The 21,602-nt window shown below is 48.8% G+C and carries 20 protein-coding genes; all 20 read right to left on the bottom strand.

Features of this window, described 5'->3' with window-relative positions; translation table 11 throughout:
* Positions 1–10 precede the first annotated feature (10 nt).
* The 20 genes from VIS48_06675 to VIS48_06580 all read right to left on the bottom strand — a co-directional run bounded on the left by VIS48_06675 (position 11) and on the right by VIS48_06580 (position 20,975).
* A complete protein-coding gene (locus tag VIS48_06675; GenBank protein ID HEY9165830.1) occupies positions 11–784 on the bottom strand; it encodes a penicillin-binding transpeptidase domain-containing protein in 774 nt (257 codons plus the stop codon).
* Positions 785–832: 48 nt separating this feature from the next.
* On the bottom strand, positions 833–1,519 hold the full coding sequence (locus tag VIS48_06670; protein HEY9165829.1) for a response regulator: 687 nt from the start codon (positions 1,517–1,519) through the stop codon (positions 833–835).
* On the bottom strand, positions 1,516–4,194 hold the full coding sequence (locus tag VIS48_06665) for a sensor histidine kinase KdpD (GenBank protein HEY9165828.1): 2,679 nt from the start codon (positions 4,192–4,194) through the stop codon (positions 1,516–1,518). The genes VIS48_06670 and VIS48_06665 overlap by 4 nt, the downstream gene beginning before the upstream one ends.
* A gap of 202 nt (positions 4,195–4,396) precedes the next feature.
* Positions 4,397–5,872: a hypothetical protein gene (locus tag VIS48_06660; protein ID HEY9165827.1), complete on the bottom strand. Its 1,476-nt coding sequence runs from the start codon at positions 5,870–5,872 to the stop codon at positions 4,397–4,399.
* 117 nt (positions 5,873–5,989) lie between these two features.
* Positions 5,990–8,089, bottom strand: coding sequence for a potassium-transporting ATPase subunit KdpB (kdpB, locus tag VIS48_06655; protein ID HEY9165826.1), 2,100 nt, complete (start codon positions 8,087–8,089; stop codon positions 5,990–5,992).
* A 47-nt stretch (positions 8,090–8,136) separates the two neighbouring features.
* Positions 8,137–9,879 carry a potassium-transporting ATPase subunit KdpA gene (kdpA, locus tag VIS48_06650; GenBank protein ID HEY9165825.1) on the bottom strand — a complete coding sequence of 581 codons (1,743 nt, stop codon included), beginning with the start codon at positions 9,877–9,879 and terminating at the stop codon, positions 8,137–8,139.
* Positions 9,876–9,968: a K(+)-transporting ATPase subunit F gene (gene kdpF, locus VIS48_06645; protein ID HEY9165824.1), complete on the bottom strand. Its 93-nt coding sequence runs from the start codon at positions 9,966–9,968 to the stop codon at positions 9,876–9,878. The genes kdpA and kdpF overlap by 4 nt, the downstream gene beginning before the upstream one ends.
* Positions 9,965–10,099, bottom strand: a complete 135-nt coding sequence (locus tag VIS48_06640) for a hypothetical protein (GenBank protein HEY9165823.1) — start codon at positions 10,097–10,099, stop codon at positions 9,965–9,967. The genes kdpF and VIS48_06640 overlap by 4 nt, the downstream gene beginning before the upstream one ends.
* A gap of 2 nt (positions 10,100–10,101) precedes the next feature.
* Positions 10,102–10,689 (bottom strand): potassium-transporting ATPase subunit KdpC, encoded by a 588-nt coding sequence (kdpC, locus tag VIS48_06635; protein ID HEY9165822.1) that lies wholly within the window; start codon positions 10,687–10,689, stop codon positions 10,102–10,104.
* Between the two features lie 176 nt (positions 10,690–10,865).
* Positions 10,866–11,978, bottom strand: a complete 1,113-nt coding sequence (locus tag VIS48_06630) for a porin (GenBank protein HEY9165821.1) — start codon at positions 11,976–11,978, stop codon at positions 10,866–10,868.
* 19 nt (positions 11,979–11,997) lie between these two features.
* Positions 11,998–12,348, bottom strand: a complete 351-nt coding sequence (locus tag VIS48_06625) for a P-II family nitrogen regulator (GenBank protein HEY9165820.1) — start codon at positions 12,346–12,348, stop codon at positions 11,998–12,000.
* Between the two features lie 311 nt (positions 12,349–12,659).
* Positions 12,660–13,352 carry a hypothetical protein gene (locus tag VIS48_06620; protein ID HEY9165819.1) on the bottom strand — a complete coding sequence of 231 codons (693 nt, stop codon included), beginning with the start codon at positions 13,350–13,352 and terminating at the stop codon, positions 12,660–12,662.
* An 843-nt stretch (positions 13,353–14,195) separates the two neighbouring features.
* On the bottom strand, positions 14,196–14,321 hold the full coding sequence (locus VIS48_06615; GenBank protein ID HEY9165818.1) for a hypothetical protein: 126 nt from the start codon (positions 14,319–14,321) through the stop codon (positions 14,196–14,198).
* A gap of 664 nt (positions 14,322–14,985) precedes the next feature.
* A complete protein-coding gene (locus VIS48_06610) occupies positions 14,986–15,582 on the bottom strand; it encodes a YdeI family protein (protein HEY9165817.1) in 597 nt (198 codons plus the stop codon).
* A gap of 24 nt (positions 15,583–15,606) precedes the next feature.
* Positions 15,607–16,458: a class I SAM-dependent methyltransferase gene (locus tag VIS48_06605; protein HEY9165816.1), complete on the bottom strand. Its 852-nt coding sequence runs from the start codon at positions 16,456–16,458 to the stop codon at positions 15,607–15,609.
* A gap of 21 nt (positions 16,459–16,479) precedes the next feature.
* Positions 16,480–16,872, bottom strand: a complete 393-nt coding sequence (locus VIS48_06600; GenBank protein HEY9165815.1) for a DoxX family protein — start codon at positions 16,870–16,872, stop codon at positions 16,480–16,482.
* A gap of 6 nt (positions 16,873–16,878) precedes the next feature.
* Positions 16,879–17,346 carry an SRPBCC domain-containing protein gene (locus VIS48_06595; GenBank protein ID HEY9165814.1) on the bottom strand — a complete coding sequence of 156 codons (468 nt, stop codon included), beginning with the start codon at positions 17,344–17,346 and terminating at the stop codon, positions 16,879–16,881.
* 4 nt (positions 17,347–17,350) lie between these two features.
* Positions 17,351–17,677 carry a metalloregulator ArsR/SmtB family transcription factor gene (locus VIS48_06590; GenBank protein HEY9165813.1) on the bottom strand — a complete coding sequence of 109 codons (327 nt, stop codon included), beginning with the start codon at positions 17,675–17,677 and terminating at the stop codon, positions 17,351–17,353.
* A 422-nt stretch (positions 17,678–18,099) separates the two neighbouring features.
* Positions 18,100–20,235, bottom strand: a complete 2,136-nt coding sequence (locus VIS48_06585; protein ID HEY9165812.1) for a T9SS type A sorting domain-containing protein — start codon at positions 20,233–20,235, stop codon at positions 18,100–18,102.
* 326 nt (positions 20,236–20,561) lie between these two features.
* The gene (locus tag VIS48_06580; GenBank protein HEY9165811.1) at positions 20,562–20,975 is read right to left on the bottom strand and encodes a DUF6174 domain-containing protein; all 414 of its coding nucleotides are present in this window, start codon (positions 20,973–20,975) and stop codon (positions 20,562–20,564) included.
* Positions 20,976–21,602 lie beyond the last annotated feature (627 nt).

The following is a 21,602-nucleotide window of genomic DNA, read 5'->3' as shown; positions in this document are numbered from 1 at the left end:
AGGGCGAGAATCAGAGAATTCCGATTTTTGACATAATCTCGCGCGGGACTGAATCTCTTAAGGCAGAAGTCTCTTCAAAATTCTCTCCGTCAATATTGAACGCGAAGAGATAAACATCGCTTTCTCTTTCGACAAATCCGACGAGCCAGCCTGTAAAACGATCCGAGTGCCCCATGCCGGTTTTGAATTTCATAATCGCCTTTCCGTGCACCTCTGCCGGCAGGATCGCCTTTACGGTTTCCATTGAGCGCTTCGATACCGAAAGACTATCTGAATAAAGCTTCCTTAGCAATTCAATTTGTTCGTCGGCTGAAATCTTGAGGCTGTTGTCGAGCCAGAACCTATCGACCTCCTTGCCGATCGTCTTGTTGCCATAGCATAATGTATCGAGAAAGTGCTGCTCGCCGGCCCTTCCAATTTTCCTGGCGATGTCCTGGAAGAACCAAACCACAGAATATCTGATTGCCGAGGCAAGATTCTGATCTCTCATCCATTCTTTGATGTCGTAGTTCGTCCCGTCCCACTTTATCACGTAGTTCGTATCCGGAATCACGCCCGTCTCGAGAGCTATCACCGCGTGAGGGATCTTGAACGTCGAGGCGGGAAGAAATCTCTTCGCGCATCTTGAACTGTCGTATCTGAAATACTCATTCTTGTTCCTATCGAACATGACAAAGCATCCGTCGTGCCCCTTGAACAACCTGGAAAGATCGGTTTTGTCGGGGGTTTGCCCTCTTAAAAAGATCGACATAGCTACCGTCAAAAGCAGAGTCAGCGAATCCATTCCTTCTCCGTGTTGTGAGGTGGACTGGGAGCAATCTACATTTACAGATTATTCGGTACTGAGGCGATAACCGATCCCTGATTCGGTAATTATAATTTTCGGGTCCGCCGGGTTACTTTCGATCTTTTTGCGCAGCTGTCCTACATACACCCGCGAATATTGCGTCTCGTCTGAAAGATTGGGACCCCACACCTGTTCAAGGATATATTTGTGCGTCAGGACTCTGCCGGCGTTCCGGACGAACAGAGCGAGGAGGGAGTATTCAGTCGGAGTCAGCTTGAGGATCTGATCCTTCTTCTTCACGATCCGCGAAGACAGATCCACCTGGAGATCCGCAACAGAAAAAACCGATTTATACTCGTCGCCCTGTCTGTGCCTGACGGCCGTCCTGACACGGGCAAGCAGCTCTCCTGTTCTGAACGGCTTCACCAAATAATCATCGGCACCCGCATCGAGGCAGGATATGATATCGTTTTCGGAACTTCGGACGGACAGAACGAGGACGGGGACTTCAGACCACTCGCGTATCTTCTTCAGGACTTCCAATCCATCCATATCCGGGAGTCCAAGATCCAGAATGACCAGCTCCGGTCGCTCCGAAGCCGTCTTTGCCAATCCCTCGCTCGCTTTCGCACATTCACGGACGTCATATCCGTTTGATTCAAGTGTCAGCTGTAGAAGGCGGCGAATCTGCACCTCGTCATCGATCACGAGAATTACCGGCTTGTCGCTCAATCCTCCCCTCTCGTAAAGTTCTTGTGACTCATCGGAAGATGAATAACGAATTCCGCGCCGCCGGTCGACTTGTTTGAAGCTGTGATCTTCCCGTGATGTGCCTCGACGAAACCTCTCGCAATGGTAAGTCCTAAACCCGTCCCTCCCGCCCTTGCTTCGGACGCACGATAAAACTTTTCGAAGACCCTGTCGGTGTCGGTTTCAGGAAGACCGGGTCCACCGTCGGAGACCGAAATCGCGCACGCGTCATCCTCAGCATAAGCCTTCACTTCGATCTTCGTCCCTGCGGGAGTGTAAAGCGCCGCATTGTGAATCAGATTCGTCAACGCCTGTTCGATCAGTATGAAATCCAGTTTCAGGAGTGGGACGTTTTGCTCGACAGCGACCTCGACCTCATGCTGGCTGAGCTCGCGTTCCAATCCCTTCAGAGATTGGTTTATGACATCCCGGATGTCACACCAGTCAAGTTTCGGCTGAATCATTCCTGATTCGAGGCGAGTCATGTCAAGCAGGTTAGCCACCAGCCTGTTCAACCTTTCTGCCGCGATATGAATCTCTTTCAGGTTTTCCTGATTCACCTCTTTCGTAGCACTTCCACCCTGTTGAATAAGATTTTCGGACGTCCCCATTATCGTGGCGATCGGCGTGCGAAACTCGTGCGAGATGGAATTAAAGAGGGTCTTATACAATCTTTCCGATTCCGCCATTACGACAGATCTCTTGTTAACTTCGTTCAAAAGTTCTCTCTCGATCGCGGACGTGATTTGCGAAATGAAATTCTCCAGGAGCGACTCCTGTTCCTGAGAGAGGTTAACCTCATCACCGAGGCGAACTCCTATTACGCCGAGAGGATATCTCGGTCCGGACATAGGGAAGTATGTTGCCTGAGCCGACGGCAGGGTGTCGGTTGATCTTCCGGCGCGTCGCTCGTTCCAGTATGACCACGCTGCCACACCCATTTCCTTCACATCGGGTGCAAAGCTGCTCATCTTGTGCGGGGTAGAAGATACTTCACCATCGGCTTCGCCAAGGACCACCAGGACATCAGCATCGAAGTACTTCTTTATGTTTGAAACTGCCGCCTGTATGACCTCGTCCTGAGAATGTGCCGATGAAAGATCTTTTGTAAGAGAAAACAGAGCCGAGGTTCTCTGTTCCCGCTGGCGCAGAGTCTTCTCTCTTTTTCGTACGCGTGCTGAGAGGACGCCCGTCACAGATGCCACCACGAAATAAAACCCGACCAACAGCATATCTTCGAGATTGCCGATCGTGAAGGTGAATTTGGGAGGAATGAACAGAAAATCCCAGGCCAGCGCTCCCGTTGCCGCACCCAAGATTGTCGGACCCGGTCCCATTCTCAGCGGAAGCAGCGACACGATCAGGAGTATTATAAACGACACAGTCCGGTATCCTATATAAGGCGTGATAGGATAACAGAGCAGAGCAGTCAGTAATACTGCAGCTCCTGCGAGCACATATTGCGCCAGGCTCGATTGCAGTCCGGGGAAAAGGAGTCGGGAAACTCTCGTGCGCTGGCCCTCTTCCTGACCGACAATGTATATGTCAAGATCCCTGCTCTTCTGGATGAGCTCGTCGATAAGACGCGCTGCCCTGGAGAAAACAGTCCGGTCCGGTTTCCCCACGAGCATGAGGCCGGCATTTTGTTCGTGTGCGACGCGCATCAGGGCATCGGCAATGTTGTCGTCGGAAGTCGTCACAACCTCTGCACCGAGTTCCTTTGCAAGTTTCATGTTCTTTGCAAGCTGGTTCTTTTCATCAGCGCTCAATTTCCCGGAGTGCTCAACGTAGACCACTACCCATGTTGCGTCCATCGTGTAAGAAACTCTCCGCGCCCAGCGAATGACGGAAACCGAATGAGGGCTCGGACTAATCGCGGCTATAAGCCGCTGACCCGATTTCCAGGGGCCGGCGATGCGCTGTCCGCGCATGTATTCACGGAGCTCACGATCTACTCGCTCAGCGGTAAGGCGTAGCGACATCTCTCTAAGTGCTGCCAGGTTGCCTTCCCGAAAGAAATTCGTAATCGCCTGCCGCGACCGATCCGGAGTGTAAACTTTACCCTCGCTGAGACGCTTGAGCAAATCGTCAGGAGATATGTCGATTATCTTGATTTCATCCGCCGACTCAAAAATTGAGTCCGGAACCGTCTCCCTGACGGTGGTGCCGGTAATTTGAGCGACCGAATCGGCGCGGCTCTCAAGATGCTGCACATTTAGCGTGGTGAATACATCGACGCCTGCATCCAATAATTCCAGAACATCCTGAAACCTCTTGGCATGACGACTACCCGGCGCGTTCGTGTGGGCCAGCTCGTCGACGAGAACAAGTTTAGGCTTTCTCAATAAAATGGCATCGATATCCATCTCTTCGAGGAGTGTACCACGATATTCAACTTTCCTTCTTGGTATCACCTCGAGACCCAGTACAAGCTCGGCGGTCTCCAGACGATTATGTGTCTCGACATACCCCACGACCGCATCTATCCCCTTTGCAACTACTTCCCTCGCCTCGCTCAGCATTGTGTACGTCTTCCCAACTCCGGCGCACATCCCGAAAAAAATCTTAAGCTTTCCTTTTTCCCCACGCTCCTCTTCCTTCTTGATCAGATTGAGAAGTGTATCAGGGTCCGGGCGGCTATGATCTGCATCAGGCATTGTGAAATATAGGATTATTTGGCCAGATTCTCACAAGCGAACACACTGACGACAATAAACCCCGTCCCGTTCGACGCAATCCCTTCCGCACGAGAGCGTCGCTCCCGACTTCCAAAACCGATGCGGCGAGAAAAACACCTATGGTGGCAAGATAATTCAAAACGTATCGTGGCAGGTGGTCGAAATCGGCGAACCGAACAGGTTAAAGAGCGTTAATGAGGACATCCAGGATTTTTATTCCGATGATTGGCGCGATCAATCCCACTACCCCCGCGAACTTCGGGTTCAGAATGATGCCCCCATTGAGTGAAAGCCTGCTCGATCTTTCAGAAGTAACATGAAGGAGAAGCGGATACTCGAATAAGTTGAAGACGAGAGCTCCCAGGATGGCGCTCTGCGGAGAACCCAGCTTCAAGAAATTCAGTGGTCCAATTTCCGGGCCTTGCATCCCGACATGGCGAAGGAGCGCGATCGCAGCAGGCACGAGGATGATCGATCCGGCTACTATGCTTGCAATGCCAAATGTTGTCAAAGCGCGCTTGACTGCACTTAATCGCCTTCCGCTTTGAACGACTTCCGTGAGATTTGAATAGTCTTCACCGATCTTCACAACGCTTTTCAGATTCGAGTCAGGATGACCGTTCAACTGCACCGAGAAGCCGATGTCGGCCTGTGCAAAAGCAGCTCCATTATTGGATGCGCTTCCTACAACTCCAACGAATTGCCCCAATGCCTTCCCCTGCAGAATATGCAAGAGCCTCTTACCGGGATCAGTCTCGACGAGAGTGCGACTCGGGCTAATTCTCTCAATCGCAGATGAGTCAATGGTCTTGTCAGCTATGAGCGTATCGATTTCGCCTGCCTTCTCTAACACACTGACATTCGGCGGGAAGATTTCTTTTCTAATCAGCCGATTCATTTCTGATGTCTCTGACGAATCCATAGATCTTCCCACGGTGACCGGAACAAGACATAGCCAGAGTGAAATAAATGCCGGCAGGAGTCCCATCTCACCGGAAAACGCAGAGGGTGTTCTCCCGGCGGACGATGGCAGGAATGGAATGCTGATGAAAAAGAGCGAGAAGCTTATTATGACAAACCACATCGGCATCGCCATCGAGATCTCATCTCCGCTTAATCCGCGCGATGGGCTTTGAATGAGTGAAGCGACGCGATCAAGCACACCGTCAGTAGGTCGCTTTGTAACACGCACGACAATCCGTCCGGTAAGGACGCGCGTCCCGGCGATGACCCTGTTTCGATCTTTGCCACTTTCGCGAATCGCGGACACCGATTCGCCGGTCATGGCAGATTCATCTACATTTGCAAATCCCTGGATGACGATTCCGTCTGCAGGTATCAGGTCCCCGGCTTTGCAAACGACCAAATTGTTCTTGCGAAGTGCGTACGCAGAGATTAACGTTTCATCTCCCTCAACAAGTTTGCGAGCGGTATTTCCTCGTGGTTCGTTATATGCAATACCTGTAAATGACTCGACAAGATTCATGAGCACCACAGTCAACCAGAGCACCGTCATCAGTTGAAAATTAAACCAGGAAAAATTTCCCATGACAGGTCCGCTAACAACAAGGAGCGTGACAATCAATGCGCAAAATGTGGGAACAAGAACAAGTGGTCTCTTCGTAATCATCCGAAAATCGAATTTTCTTGTGAACACTTCCACCTCAGTATTCCATCTAGCGAAGGATTCACCGCGAAATGTTCTGGCAGGCATCACGGGTGTCTTCAATTGATGTAAACCCTGGATAATAGATTCGTTCGTTCTCAAGATCTTTTACACTATCCTCAAAGCTGCGAGAAGCATGTCTATGAGCTTGATGCCGATGAAAGGTGCGATCACTCCGCCTACACCGTAGATGAGCAGGTGTCTTCTCAGCAGATGAACCGCGCTCACGGCTCTGTACTTAACGCCCTTCAATGCAAGTGGTATCAGGGCAACAATGATCAGCGCATTAAAGATGACCGCTGAGAGAATTGCACTTTCCGGCGTTGCAAGTTTCATGATGTTTAGTGCGTTCAGAACCGGATACGTCGTTGCGAATGCAGCGGGTATTATCGCGAAATATTTCGCCACGTCATTCGCTATGCTAAATGTTGTGAGTGTTCCGCGCGTCATAAGGAGTTGTTTCCCGATCTCGACTATCTCCATGAGCTTAGTTGGATTGCTGTCGAGATCGATCATGTTGGCAGCTTCGCGGGCTGGCTGGGTACCTGTATTCATAGCGACCGCAACATCTGCCTGAGCGAGAGCCGGTGCATCGTTAGTGCCGTCACCCGTCATTGCCACAAGCCGTCCGCCGCTTTGATACTGGCGGATAAGTTTCAGTTTGTCTTCAGGTTTCGCTTCTGCGAGAAAATCGTCGACGCCTGCTTCAGCGGCAATTGCAGTTGCGGTAAGCTGGTTGTCTCCCGTTATCATCACGGTTTTGATTCCCATCGTCCTCAACTGTGCGAATCTCTCCTTTATTCCGCCTTTGACGATGTCCTTCAACTGGATTACGCCCAGCACCTCTCCGTTTTCGGAGACCACGAGCGGTGTCCCGCCTTTGCGCCCGATATCCTGGACCAGCTGTTCGACAGGGATCGGGTATTTGCCGCCCTGTTGCTCGACGAATTTGCGAATTGAATCGGCAGCTCCTTTACGAATACTCCTGAATAAAGATTTGCCATCAGTTTGAATATCAACTCCGCTCATCCTGGTCTGTGCGCTGAAAGGAACGAACTGCGCTGAGATCTGACGGATGTCACGACCCCGAAGACCATACTTTTCCTTCGCGAGAACTACGATCGATCTTCCTTCAGGCGTTTCATCCGCCAGGGAAGCCAACTGAGCAGCATCAACCAATCGATCCTGCGATATTCCGGGAGCAGGAACAAATTCTGTCGCCATCCGGTTGCCAAGCGTTACCGTGCCGGTCTTGTCGAGAAGCAAGACATCTACGTCGCCGGCAGCTTCGATCGCACGTCCCGAGGTCGCGATAACGTTGTGACGGATCATCCTGTCCATCCCAGCGATTCCTATTGCGGACAGGAGTCCTCCGATCGTAGTCGGAATCAGACACACAAGAAGCGCGACGAGAACAGTGACGGTGACCGGCGTTCCCTGTCCGGCCGCCTGCACGCTGAAGAGAGAAAACGGAAGGAGCGACACGCAAACCATCAGGAAAATAATTGTGAATGCCGCCAGCAAAATATTCAGAGCAATTTCATTGGGAGTCTTCTGCCTCTTCGCGCCTTCGATCAAATGAATCATCTTATCTAGGAATCCTGCTCCTGGATCGGATGTCATGCGGATAATGAGCCAGTCCGACAGGACGCGTGTGCCACCGGTGACCGCACTCCGGTCGCCGCCCGACTCACGTATGACCGGCGCACTCTCTCCTGTTATGGCGCTCTCGTCGACCGACGCGATCCCTTCGATGACTTCGCCGTCGGCTGCTATGACATCTCCTGCCTCCGCGATGAAACAGTCACCCTTATGCAGCGCGGTCGATGGAACGGGATTAAATTTTGATCCATGCCGGGGGTCATCGAGAATTTTTGCCATGGTTTCCCGGCGCGCCTTCCGCAATCCTTCCGCCTGCGCCTTTCCTCGTCCTTCGGCAAGCGCCTCGGAGAAGTTCGCGAAAAGCACGGTGAACCAAAGCCACAGCGAAACCGTCCCGATGTACCATGCAGGTGCTTCCCCGTGACCGACGAGCGCCTGGATCCACAACCCCGTTGTGAGTACGCTTCCTACTTCCACCACGAACATGACCGGATTACGCATCATGTTGAGAGGATTCAATTTCATGAACGAATCCAGAAGAGCACGCCTAAAAATTTCTCCCGTAAGACCTAATGGCCTTTTATGCTGTGAAGTTTCGGTATTCATAATGTCAATTAACCTTTTTCGCTTTTCATTATTCTCTTTTCACTTCTTCAATGTACCATCATGAGGTGCTCGACAACCGGACCCAGCGCAAGCGCAGGAAAGAAGTTGAGAGCGCCGACGATGAGTATCACGGCGATCAACCAGAAAATGAAAAGAGGTGTGTGAGTCGGCAAAGTACCTTCGCTCGGTGGAATTTTCTTTTTGCGCACGAGCGAGCCTGCGAGCGCAAGTGTGGGTATTGCAAGCCAATAGCGGCAGATAAACATGGCAATTGCGCCTGTGATATTAGGGAAAGGCGCATTGGCATTCACACCTGCGAAGGCACTTCCATTGTTGTTGGCCTGTGAAGTATATGTGTATAGAATTTCACTAAAGCCGTGTGGACCCGGATTGTCCATGATAGCTATTCCCGCCGGAACCACAACTGCCAGAGCAGTGAAGACCAGGACGACGATCGGCATTATGAGTATCAGAAGAGATGCCATTTTCATATCGTAAGCTTCTATCTTGTGGCCCAAATATTCGGGCGTTCTTCCGACAAGAAGCCCCGCGACAAACACGGCGACAATTACAAACACAAGCATTCCATAAAGCCCGGAGCCGACGCCTCCGAAGACAACTTCGCCGAGATGCATCGCGATCAATGGAATCAATCCGCCGAGCGGCGTGAAGGAATCGTGCATCGAATTGACAGAGCCATTGGAGGCGGACGTCGTTGACGTCGCCCAAAGAGCCGAGTTAGCTATTCCGAATCGGACTTCCTTCCCTTCCATGTTGCCACCGGATTGTGTCGAGCTCGCTATTTGATCGACATTCAATTTTGTAAGGAGCGGAATTCCCTTCTGCTCCGACCAATAACAAACGGCAAGCATCGCCACGAGGATTATCATCATTGCTGCAATCAAAGACCAGCCCTGGCGCATGTCCCCGATCATTTTACCGAATGTGAAACAGAGCGCAGCTCCGATGAGTAGGATTGCAAGCACTTCCAGAAAATCTGAAAACGGAGTAGGATTCTCATAAGGATGCGCGGAATTTACATTGAAGAAACCTCCGCCATTCGTGCCGAGCTGCTTGATTGCAATCTGTGAAGCTGCAGGACCAACCGCGATAACCTGTTCGGCGACCTTTGCTCCACTCGTGTCCGCCGCTGGCTGTACGAAATTCGCGGTCGCGTATGAGGAAAACGTTTGCACTGTGCCTTGTGACACAAGAAGCAGCGCAAGAATTATCGAAAGTGGCAACAACACATATAACACGCTTCTCGTCAAGTCGACCCAGAAATTACCAAGCACTTTTGAGGAATGCCGGACGAGTCCGCGAATAAACAGGACGAGCACAGCAATTCCTGTTGCCGCGGAAAGAAAATTCTGAGTAGTCAAAGCAAGCATTTGTGTCAAGTAGCTCATCGTTGTCTCACCGCCGTATCCCTGCCAGTTCGTATTAGTCGCAAAACTGACGGCGGTATTGAATGACGAATCGGGAGATACTGCACCGAAGTGCTGGGGGTTTAAAGGGAGAAGCTGTTGAAGCCTTTGCAGCCCATACACGATGAGAATGCCCAACACATTGAAAATCATCATCGCGATTGCATTCTGCTTCCAGTCCATTTCCTCTTCGGGATCGATACCGCAGAGGCGATAGATGAACTTCTCTATCGGCCCAAATATGGGATGGAGGAAAGTTTTTTCTCCCTGGAATATTCTCGCCATAAAAGTTCCAAGCGGTTTGGCAAGAAGCACCAGTACAACCAGGTAGAATACGATCTGAATAATTCCATTTAATGTCATTCGAATTTCTCCGGCCTAAGTAATGCGACGAATAAATAGATCAATAAGGCAAATGAAATAATGCCTGCGACTAGATAAAGCCAACTCATGATTTCCCTCCGCTCTTCTGTTCCTCTGCCGGAGACGACTTCGAGTTGTCGGGAGGGACCTCACATACTTTCATCAGGCCCCATGTGAAGAGAAGCAGCGCAGCAGTGATGCCGACATAAAGGAGATCCATATTCATTTCTCCTTCTTTTGAATTTCGTCCAGAGCCAGGTTTAACCTCAGGACATTGACACCGGGCTCGCCAATAAATCCGAGGAACCTCCCGTCGGTAAATTTGTCCACGAGACTGCGGAGTAAGTCCGGACTTAAGCCGCGAACTTTCGCGACTCTTGGAAGCTGGTACAGTGCTGCGGCGATGCTGATATGCGGATCGAGTCCGCTGCCGGATGAAGTGACCAGGTCAACCGGGACCGGCTGAGTATTCAGGGAGTCGACCTTATTCAGATCACTGATCCTCTGAGTCACCTCACTTGATAACGCCGGATTTGTAGGACCAATGTTTGATCCTGTGGATGCAGCTGCGTTGTACGGATATGGACTGGTTGGTGAGATGCGGCTCCAAAAATATTTCTGATCGCTGAATGGCTGACCGATCAATGACGAGCCAACAACCTTCCCATCACTTTTAATAAGACTTCCATTCGCCTGCGACGGGAAGATCAACTGCGCGATCCCCGTAATTGCCAACGGGTAAAGGAGTCCCGTAAGAACGCTGAACAGCACGATACTTATTGCCGCCGTTCGAAGATGTTTCAAAAACATTTTTTGTGCTCCTGATTATTGAGCCTTGATTCCATTTCCATGATTTGATTTTCTCGCCGTCAATATTGCCAACGACCGGTACGCCGGGCAATTAAGGGAAAGTAAAAAGAAGCGTGAAGGACATAAAGAATTCATAAAAATGCCGCGCGAGAAGGCGATTTCCATATTGCTTCCGTTCAAAACACGACTATGACACAGGCTAGAAGTGTCGGTTGTGAATTCCTCGTCGGAAAGGGAGTGCTCGCGGATATAAACGAATTCCCGTTTGAGAAATCGTCACGTGCTTCCAGCCGGACGATCAGGGGATCCCACGGTCGATATTCGTAAGTGGCGGTAATCTCTTTGAAGGTCGCCTTTGGAAACGCCGCAGGTATCGTGTAGTCATAGGGATCATAATACACTTCACCGCGCAGCGCCACATCTGATTTGGAATCTAGATTGTACTTTCCGTAAAGGGCAATCCCCTTCCACATATTCAAAAAGCCGAATACACGTTCTCTCCCGTAGGTAGCGTCGCACGCCAAAGACAGATTGTCACCCAATTGCTGCGTGACGATCAACTCCGCGACATCCTTCTTTCCGTACGGAACGCCGATTGTCTGCTCGAAACCGCTCATTCCGTTCAAAGTCAATGTCGTTGTAGAAGAAGGCGAATAGTTCAGGGCAAGTCCCACGGATTTCGATTTATTGTTGTCGATGACGGTGTTCCAGCTGTTGACAATGTGGACGGCGACCGTAAAATTGCTCGCGACCGGGTAAGTCAGCCTCATTCCCATGTGATAATATGGTATAGCCCACGCGAAGAGGAGTGAACGGCTATAATTCCAATTTCCGTTCGATTCAATCACTTCGTAGCCCATCATGGTCGCGAACTTCCCGACATCAACTGTCAATCCCGATCCGACCGGAACTACCGCGGTAAGGTATGCCTGCTCCAGCATATTAAGTGTGCTTGCTGAGGCAGTTGTCGTTCCCGTAAGCGGATTGAGCAGACCCTGGACTATGTCGTTGCCTGTACCGAATCCGAGATCCAATCTGAATCCCACGGGCTGGGCTTGCTCCTGAACTGTCAGTTTTGCAAGGTTGAAGCCAAATTGGTTCTCGTAAATATCGAAGTTCCTAAGTTGGTTAAGCTGATTAGACGGGCTGTTGAAATTCTTGCTGTAATAAACATCGACGAAGCCCGACCATGAGATCTTCGACTGGGTTAAGGTCGAGTCACCTGCGAATACTCGTGTCGCCAACAAAACGTCGACGAAAAGTGCTGCTGCTAAAATTCTCGTTCTCACAAATAGGTCCTTTCTTAGATTAATGAAGCCAGTGTGAGACTTCAGTTTCTATCTCGTCCGTACCGATTCGAATTGCTTTTTCGATTCGTGATATGACAAGTGTAACATTATCACCTCGATTAGTACTAGCTCCTTCAGATATCGCTAGGACAACCGGAATGACCATTGAGTCAATAATCTTCACTTCAAGCTTTACTTTCGGGACGAATCCAATTTCATATTCCATCCCCCTATAGGTCTCTCTGATAGGTCTTTCGCTTTCATCTACTTTGATGTCGGTCGCGATTATTCCCCTTATGCCGACTTCGATCAACGATCTGCAGATTTTGTCTACCAGATCGGCATCGACAATAAACTCTACTTTTTTCATAGCGGACATAATATGATGGGCGCGTGCCGCGCGCCGCAATCAAGGAAGTGTAAAAAGGAGAGTCGAAGTGCTAAAGGAGGTATAAAGGAGCGGGACCGATTAATCCGAAAGCAATTCCCGGTACAGATTATTGGTTGTTGGTCATATGGTTTGAGCTTTTTATGATGAGTTTTATCTGTGCGTCATGAAGTGAGAACGAGTTATTTCTTTGCCACTCCGATGGAAGACGTAGTATCATCACGAGCAGCTGAGTAAAGGATCATGGATTGCAGGCGCCTACGTGCGGACGACTCCAAGGATCTCTGCTACTATCAGTTACTTCCAAACAGGAATCCGGCAACGAGCGTCAGCCTAACGCGATTCTTGTCGACTGAGATGGACGGATCAATCACCATGCTTCCCGTTCCAGAAGTCCTGATCGCCAGCGGAAAAGCAAGTGTAGCCGTATACATATGGAGATTTTCATATTCTCCTTCTACATTGACTCCCTCGCTAGCCAGAAAGCCCTCCAAATAATCTATTTCAATTGATGGTTGGACATATACCACTGAAGAAATATTGAAGTTACGACGGAACGAAACTCCGTAATAAAAATGTCCGTCACGGAACGCCAGCCGCGATTGGTAACCGCTCAAGGCCGCAGAATAAGATCCGAAAGCGAACCCCGATGATAACGAGACAGAAAAAGGGACTGACATGGAAATTTCCTTGACGACATGCATTAGAAACCCAAGCGAGTACGCGCCGCCGGTCAGCGTGCGGTCATGGAAGGAAGTGTATGGATATGAACGCATGACATTCATTTGAGCGAGGGACAATGCTGCGTCCACATTTCCACCGCAACAATAATCTACGGAGCCGCCGATTCCTGAACCATCAGTATTTGATATTAGACCCGCGACCGCGCCCCATCCGTTTTCTTCACTCTGCAGATGAGCAACCTGGGTGAACGCTGACTCCACCAGCAGAATTGAAATGCACAGAGTGAGGAGATAAATCCTCATATGGATCGAGACTTCCTACTCGGATGTTCCTCCATCTTCGACGCGGGCCAGCACTCCAGATACATTTGCACGACAAGCAAAGATTAGCAGGCCGCATAATCATAGCAATGCATAATGTGATACCTCGGGTTGCTCGTCTTCGCTGGCCGTTCAAAGATCGTTCGACGGTCGCTAATCGCAGCATGCCCCGTCCATGCGTTTTATGAATCGGGAGCGATTGTCAATAAATATTTTGCGAAATGACCGCAGAGTCCGTCAGGTCTCGGAGTATTTGATGACTCTCAGTGAAAGCCGAAACTATTTTCCAGATCAGGTGCGGTCGAGGCTGAAACTCCTGGAAAGGGATGTTTCTTTGCTTACCCATCATGGAGTATACCATCCCATCGTCACCTGAGTTACTCTCCCCTGATATGTTTCGAACCAAATCCCTCTGGCGATGCTTTCTTCGAGATACTCCACAGTGCCGCTGCTATCCTCATTCTTCCCGTACTTCTGAAAAACCTATTCAACAAGGTCTCCAACTCTGAAGTCGATTACCGATGTCGTATTTCCAAAGCGCATGTAATTTTCAAGATGTATGCCTGCACTTTATGGGTACCATCAATCCCAATTTCATTTCCCCAGCCGACGATTATGACAGAATATGGATCAGACGCAGGTTCACTAGGAAAGCCATCGTAATCGCTTATAGAGGGTGTTGTTTGTGTAATCTGAAAGTATCAGTTCGAATAGGCGGCGTTGGCATCAGACAGCCTGAAGCCCTCGAAAGATAATCCTCCTCCGCCCATCGAGGTGGGTCTGCGGAAATATTGTCGTGCCTGAGCTGCTATATTGTTCAAGTCGTTAATGACCTGATTCCGGTCCGCACTCACCGCTCGCTCCGCATCCCAAGGCTTCGAACGACACGAGACCCATTCCTCTTTGTTCTCTCAGACCCACATCCACTACAGTGCTTACGGTTTTTTTCACCATCTTCATCCTGATATTACGACTGTAGTTTAACTTTCCCTATAAACCTCAACAAGTCAACCGCTTATTTAAATTCTAGCAACCGTTAACAGGTACGCTTATAGCTCGATCCCTTCAACTAGCAACGAGGTAAACTTATCGCCGCGCCACACAGTCCGTCCTTGTTCTTCGGACGGATTCAGCGAGCGGCTACGGCGGCTAACGTTTGCGACTATACGAAGTTGGCGAAGCCAATCTGGGAAAGCGAAGTGCAACAAGCTTTCCGTATAATCGCTGTTAAACGGCCCACGGCAAAGCCGACAGTGCAACGTGGCTCGGAGCGAATCGGAGAAAGTTCAAAAAGTATTTTGCGTTCATATATCCAATAATAGGATATCACTATTACTTATAATTTTGATTTTTTCCGCTTTGAAAAATGAAAGAGGGGTTAGGGGTGAATATTATTTTTCAAAAATTACCTTTTAATACGAAAGTGTAGGCTTGTGATCTCGCCTGTTGTGGTCGATTCTGTTCGTTCAAGTTCTATGTCTCCATTTTTTAGATTATCTGATTGAGTGTTACCTGCGATCCAAAAAGGAGATCGAATGAATGCAAAGTCAGGTAGTAACTTGAAGTTTGATTAATCCATTTTCCCATCCCTGCCTGCCGGCAGGCAGGGAATGTACTAATCATCTAATCCCTTTCCATTGAGAATTTGCTGCATACATTTTTCAACCCTTGACTCCCGGGTTTTGGATTGTTTTGGTGCAGAAAAATAAAAAATGTATGCTCTTTGCCGTCCCGGCGTCAAAGCATAAAAGGCAGTTTTCAAGGCTGGGATTCTATTTAATTTATTTAGAAATTCTTCAGGAATTATGAACTCTGAAGTCTTTTTATAGTTCACTTTCAAACCGGCTTTTTCCACTTCAATGGCTTCATGAATATAGGTTTTCAAGATGGTCTCCATCTCAAAAATATCCCTAAGATTGGTGAACCGAACCTGGCGCGCCGCCTGCACATTCTCAGTTTGTTGGATGAGAATACTCTTGGCATCATGTAACAAGGCACCCTTGAAAAACAAAACCGCACAGTATTCTTTAAAGCCATGTATTAAAACTATGTTACTTTTCTGCCTGCCCGCTGAGGCGGGAAACGTGTAACAAGGACAACCCCACTTCAATTCTTCGGTCAGCCCGCAGTCGAGAACGATCATTCTTAATTTCTCAAATTCTTCTTTCCACTTTTTGGCTTTATTAAAAAAGAAATCAACCTTGGGATTCATTTGTATGTGGGTCAAATTTGTTGTCTACGTCGTTGCCAATAAGAATACTTCTCCACTTGCAGGCAAAAGATTGTCGGTTCTATTCGTAAAATAATATTGTTCCATATCTTTTGTTGATATCGTTTTTGCTTCTTTAAAACCCGCTCCACTAGCTAAAGTCAATATATCATCAGGCGTAAAAAAACTTACCATCGGAGTTCCTGCTGCACGAGCGCCTTTCTCTGCTATTTCCTGCATAGGTTTGTCTTCTTCATCAAGAAGTTCCATTGGCAAGTAAAATGTCATAGCAAGTTTTGAACTTGTCACAAGTGTCGCAATTTGCTTTAGCGTAGAAGTAATTGCTTCTCTTGTGAGGTACAGACTAACTCCAGCACAGGCAACAACAGCAGGTTTGCCGGTGTCAAATCCTGCTATTAATAACTGTTCCCACCAGGAAGTAGTTTCAAAATTAACAGGAACAAAACGCAGGTATTCCGGAACACCAAAACCAATTTCAATTAATCGTTGTTGTTTCCAGGCCAATGTACCGGGTTGGTCAATTTCATATATCTGAAATTTGGAAGCAATGTCGGGTCTGCGTTGAGCAAACGTGTCAAGTCCTGCACCAAGAATAACATACTGACTAATTCCTTCTTTGCTTTGTTCAATAATTAGATCTTCTGTAAAACGACCACGGGCTACAATAGATGCCCTAAGGCGTTTTGTAAATTTCATATCAGGACGCTGCTGCCAATCATCGGGCGGAGCTATCAATTTCAAGCCAATTTCATCTTCAAGTACATAAGGCTTTGTGTCTACTTGCATGTGCAAAGCTCTCCATAAAGCTGTTCTTACTGCTGTGTTATCAGGTCCTTTTATTTTATTGTTTTGTTCCATCTTGTGAATCAATCTGTTCATCTATTGATTAATTGAAATGATTTTTCTATTCGCGGGTCTGAAATACCATGATGCCACAGTCAGGATTAGAAGTCCCAACGAGGGAAATATTGCATTCACGGAATCACCTGATGCGATATGTGAAAACACCGCTCCCGACATGGCAAAGAAAAAGCCTGCATAAGCCCATTCCTTCAATAGAGGAAATCTGGGAATGAGAACCGCTACCACCCCCAACATTTTCCAGACACCTAGTATTGTCAGAAGATAGACGGGATATCCCAAATGCGTCATCATATCTACAGCGCCTTGTCCCGTTTTCATCCTCAATAGCTGCCCCGCTCCGGTTGATACCATTCCTAAGGCAAGCCAAAGGGTGAAGACCCAATAGATAATTTTATTTCTCTTTGTCATGGTTTGTCACCTCAATTTGTTTGCGATCTCTTGTATTCGGTTATGTGCCATGTTTAAGCCCTGCGGCATCCCTATTTTTAGCACCTGGTCTCTTTGTGCAACCGATTCATATATCACGTGCATATTGAGTTTGCTGGTGTCGTCAGTCAGACGTTCAAATTCATAGAACTCAAGCTGGACGCCAAAAGGCGTATTCTCCATTTCAAATGTCCGTGTGATTTTCCGGTTCGGGGTAAATTCATGGATTACCCCATTGGCCTGAAATACCACTTTTCCCTGAGCATCGGTCGTTTCAAATTGATAACTGCCATGCTTTTTATTTTCAAGCTTTAGCACTTTCGTTCCCATCCATTGCGCAACAATGTCGGGCTCTATGTACGCTTTAAAAAGTAATTCCAACGGCAAATCAAACTCCCTTGTAATCGTTAATTCCTGTTTGCCGTCTTCGACATTGATATTTGTTTTTTGTTCCATCCTATTACCCCTTTTTTGATTTGTATTTTTTCATTGTGCTTTCCAATTTTTTAAACCTGTCATCCCACATTTTGCGGAATGGTTCAATAAAGTCTGCTAGTTCCTTTATCTTTTTGGGATTGAAGTGATAGTAGATTTCTCTGCCGTTCTGCTCTTGTTCAAGCAATTCGCACTCGGTGAGTATTTGCAAGTGTTTTGAAACTGTCGGTCTTGCGGTGTCAAAGTTTGAGGCTATCGCACCTGCTGTCATAGATTGTGAGGCTACCAACAGAAGTATAGCCCTTCTTGTCGGGTCTGCTATGGCTTGGAATACGTCTCGTCTTAAATTCATTGCGTAGCTATTTGACTACAAATATATGTATAGTTATCTAACTACGCAAATTTTTCGCAAATTTTTTTGTCGAAAGGTTTTATGTGTGGTTGGCTGTAAGTCCGAATGATCGTCAGCCGTTATTTTTCTATGAGTCAACGAAGGACTGTCTCACGAAAGTTGGCTGAGAGATGTTGTGCTGTGGAAGTTCGGTTGTGTCTGCCGAATAGTGAACTGTCAGCGGACAGTCCACTGATGACTTTACAAGTGTCGGGTTGTGCGGTCGTTTAGCCTTGCTGCCAACGTCCGCGGCAACAATGCAGTCCGCCGATAGGCGGATTGAGCGAACTCCTTTGGTCAATATGTTATTTGTGGACAGCCTGCCCCGATCTGCTCTTAATCCGCGTCATTGTTGCTGATGTTAGTTGCAGTTCCCCGTTCCGTCATTTGAGTACTATCAGCTTCTTTGTTTCTGCGAATGTACCAGCCTGCAGGCGATAGAAGTAAACTCCACTTGGTAAGTTCATGGCATTGAATTGCACGTAATGGTCGCCTGCATTCTGACGTTCATTAATCAATATTTTCACTTCTCTTCCGAGTACGTCATAGACCTTCACCGTCACGAAGCTGTTCACTGGCAATTCGTATCTGATTGAAGTTGACGGATTAAAGGGGTTAGGATAGTTTTGCAGAAGTGAGAAGCTTCTAGATATGCGAGAGGGGTTTTCTTTCACCGGTGTCATCTCAGGGACAGGGCGCAGCCAGACCCCATTGCCCTCTGTACCCGCAGCAAGACTATCTCCGACAATTGCAAGTGCTCCAATATTCAGGTTCGTCAACCCGGCATTGACAGCGCACCAACTGACGCCGGCGTTTTTGGAAACGAAGATTCCGCCGCCGTTTGTTCCTGCAAATACGTCCATTCCGCTTACAGCGATAGAATTCACAATCACATTTGTCAGCCCGCTATCCGAAAAAGTCCACGATACGCCGCCGTTCCTGGAGAAGTAAACGCCAGATCCGGGCATGATCACGGTGCCGCCATCATCCCCTAGGACGCCTTCAGTGTGCCAGGCAGCCGCAAACACATCATCCCCATTTCCTGCCAGGCAATGGACCTTGAATTGGTCAAGCCCGCTATCGACGGGCATCCAAGTTTTGCCGGCGTCGGTGGAACGAACTATGCCGCTGTCTGTGCCTGCAAGCATATAGGAATCGCTTAAGAGAACGCAATAGACAAAAGTCCTTGAAATACCTATGTTGACGCGACTCCAACTCATCCCCCTGTCAGTGGATAAAATGATTCCACCGACTGTTCCGGCAAAAATCTGACTGTCTTTAATCGCAAGTGCGAGAATACTTGTGTTGAGAAGCCCGCTCTCTATGGCGCTCCATGATGCACCGTTATCAGTCGAGAGAAAAGCCCCGGACGGAGTTCCTGCAAATAGATCCGAACTGTCAGCCGCAAGACATTGGATGCTGCCAGTAGCCAGACCGTTGTTAACAGGCATCCAATCGGCGCCTTTGTCGGTAGTAGAAAAGACTCCGTCGTTTTCCGTCCCCGCAAAGAGATTACCTTTATTCGCGACGAGAGACTGCACGCTGGAATAATCCAATCCAGCATTAGCGGGTCGCCATTGCACCCCACTGTCCGATGAGACAAAAACTCCCCCGTCCGTGGCAACGAAGATTTCGCCATTGTCTATGGCAAATGAATGGATGTTGACATTCGTGAGCCCGGAATTCACGGGAGTCCAGGACGTATCGGAATTCTTTGAAAGATACAATCCGCCGTCCCATCCGCCTGCAAAGAGGTTTTGGCCAAGAACAGCGAGTACCCAAATACCCTCCTCAGATGGGTTTGTGCCGAAAGCCTTCCAGCTCATGCCAGCATCTTCAGAAAGGAACACTCCGCCCCCAGTTCCGTCGGCGTTGCAACCTGTTCCGGCAAATAGGCTGTCTCCTTCCACGGCAATAGACAAGACTGTCAAATAAGTCAACCCGTTGTTCATGGCTACCCAAGTCGCACCACTGTCAGTTGAACCGAATATGCCGCCATCTGCTGTTCCAGCATAAATCTCTTTACCGACAACGGCAAAAGAACGGATGTCCATAGCCGATATAGGAAGATGATTCCACGTTGCTCCCTTGTCCGTTGAAACAAATGCTCCGGCTGTGTACGTGCCTGCAAAGATTTTTTCTCCAAGCACTGCGAGAGAGAGCACCCCCCAGCCGCCAGACAGACCGCTGTCACCACTTGTCCAAGTCAACCCGGCATCGGTCGAAATGGCTACACCCTGGTTAGAGGTACCTGTATAGATGTCGGATCCACTGACAACAATTGCGCTCTTTTCCACGCCCGTTGGGCTGCCATTTACGATCGTCCACATTTTGCCCTTGTCCGTTGAAACATACATGCCATAAGCAGTCGACGCAAAGAGTTTGTTCCCACAGAGCGCAAGTGCGTTCACTGAACCGCCAGTAGGGCCATTAGTCTGAACCCATTGAGCTTTCGACTCGGGGGTCAATGATGCCAAAACGAATGATAAGAAGATAAACATTTTTCCAAACCAGGTCATAATAAGCCTCCTTTCATTGACTCCGAAAGGCAATTGCAACTAACGTCCGCGAGAACTATGTCCGTGCCGCGCTCCTTCTTTATATTATGTGCGCGGCATGTCCGAAGGACCCCTTCGGGGAAGCGATACATAAATAGCCTGTCCCGATGCCGCTTCACGGCATCCCGACATATAAATAATTTGGACGGGACACGCTCTTGGTCGGGGAGCTTCTCGACCGAAATCGCGATGCTCTCCATCGCGACGCAGGTCGGCGTCTTTGTCCCGCGTGTCAGTCGCCGCGCGGCGTCCACGGGGAGAGAGTGCACTTCCAGCAACGTGGAGCATTACTTGTACTTCGCGTAGTTGTGAGTCGAGTAAGCTAAGCTCGCGTCGTATAGACCGCTTGAAAGTTTTGGATAGATCGACAACCATGCAGGGAAACCATACACTGAATCGTATCTAACCTCGATATTAAAAATTGATGTGTCGCAGCGAGCCATTTCATCGAGCAAACCCTTTATTGTTCGGAATCTGGTCCTTTGCGAAATTGTCAGGGGTGTATTGTCGGATAAGGAGATCGCGCCGAAAATTGTGTCCGCGACAACGTAGATCCGAGCTGAATCGCCACTCCCGGGGCAGAAGCAAAGCCGAGTCTGGTCAATCGAGTAATCATACCCGGGCTTAACATTCACAGTTGCATCCTTCGAACACGCAAAGGATGTGACAGCGAGGATGACAGTGACACATATACCTTTCATATTATCATGCCTCCTTAGATAAGGGATAAATCATCCGAGTTCTCCTGACGCCGCGTGGCAGCTAACTACTTCAATCACGACAAACGCCGTTTATGCTGCCCGTATAGGATGAAATACGCTATATGGCGTTTATTTTCTTTATGGAACCCATCGCTGCATTTTCCCTAATGCTTCTGCGTGAAATTTAACTGCACTCTTCGCCATTGTCAATCAATCTGAAGGCTCCCCGCTTTTGACGGACAGCCTTCCATGCCATACTGCTTATTGATCTTTCGGTGGATTCTTCATCGACTTCCGCGTCACCGCAGCTTTCAACGGCGCTTTCTTCTGCGCACGCATGCGAGCTGACGGGGTCAGGACATATGACATCGGACCTGAGACAGGATGCAACCAGTTCCAGGCTCGCTGCGTCGCGGTCCGTCCAGGATGATTGACGGCGCGCCAAGCTGCATCGTGGTCGTGGCACGCTGAATTGACGTTCGGGCGCGTTGCAGCGCCGCCGCGGCACGGAACGGAGACATCGCGCAAAGCCGCAATGTGGCTAAGGCATGATGATTTGGCCCTGCAGGCACGCTGTTTTGTGTTCCTGACATGTCGCATCGATACTCTGTGGCGCAGATTTAACGT

The organism is Candidatus Kryptoniota bacterium (genome assembly GCA_036567965.1).
Lineage (GTDB): Bacteria > Bacteroidota > Ignavibacteria > Kryptoniales > JAKASW01 > JAKASW01.
The sequence above is the reverse complement of the archived record's forward strand: the minus strand, read 5'-3'. Positions and strand labels throughout refer to the sequence as shown.

Excerpts from the sequence above, each read along its gene's own strand:
- VIS48_06620 (HEY9165819.1), bottom strand. The coding sequence starts at position 13,352 with ATGAGGATTTATCTCCTCACTCTGTGCATTTCAATTCTGCTGGTGGAG.
- kdpF (HEY9165824.1), bottom strand. The coding sequence starts at position 9,968 with ATGAGTTGGCTTTATCTAGTCGCAGGCATTATTTCATTTGCCTTATTG.
- VIS48_06580 (HEY9165811.1), bottom strand. The coding sequence starts at position 20,975 with ATGAAAGGTATATGTGTCACTGTCATCCTCGCTGTCACATCCTTTGCG.
- VIS48_06610 (HEY9165817.1), bottom strand. The coding sequence starts at position 15,582 with ATGAATCCCAAGGTTGATTTCTTTTTTAATAAAGCCAAAAAGTGGAAA.
- VIS48_06600 (HEY9165815.1), bottom strand. The coding sequence starts at position 16,872 with ATGACAAAGAGAAATAAAATTATCTATTGGGTCTTCACCCTTTGGCTT.
- kdpA (HEY9165825.1), bottom strand. The coding sequence starts at position 9,879 with ATGACATTAAATGGAATTATTCAGATCGTATTCTACCTGGTTGTACTG.
- VIS48_06595 (HEY9165814.1), bottom strand. The coding sequence starts at position 17,346 with ATGGAACAAAAAACAAATATCAATGTCGAAGACGGCAAACAGGAATTA.
- VIS48_06665 (HEY9165828.1), bottom strand. The coding sequence starts at position 4,194 with ATGCCTGATGCAGATCATAGCCGCCCGGACCCTGATACACTTCTCAAT.
- VIS48_06585 (HEY9165812.1), bottom strand. The coding sequence starts at position 20,235 with ATGACCTGGTTTGGAAAAATGTTTATCTTCTTATCATTCGTTTTGGCA.
- VIS48_06590 (HEY9165813.1), bottom strand. The coding sequence starts at position 17,677 with ATGAATTTAAGACGAGACGTATTCCAAGCCATAGCAGACCCGACAAGA.
- VIS48_06605 (HEY9165816.1), bottom strand. The coding sequence starts at position 16,458 with ATGGAACAAAACAATAAAATAAAAGGACCTGATAACACAGCAGTAAGA.
- kdpB (HEY9165826.1), bottom strand. The coding sequence starts at position 8,089 with ATGAATACCGAAACTTCACAGCATAAAAGGCCATTAGGTCTTACGGGA.
- VIS48_06640 (HEY9165823.1), bottom strand. The coding sequence starts at position 10,099 with ATGGATCTCCTTTATGTCGGCATCACTGCTGCGCTGCTTCTCTTCACA.
- kdpC (HEY9165822.1), bottom strand. The coding sequence starts at position 10,689 with ATGTTTTTGAAACATCTTCGAACGGCGGCAATAAGTATCGTGCTGTTC.
- VIS48_06675 (HEY9165830.1), bottom strand. The coding sequence starts at position 784 with ATGGATTCGCTGACTCTGCTTTTGACGGTAGCTATGTCGATCTTTTTA.
- VIS48_06625 (HEY9165820.1), bottom strand. The coding sequence starts at position 12,348 with ATGAAAAAAGTAGAGTTTATTGTCGATGCCGATCTGGTAGACAAAATC.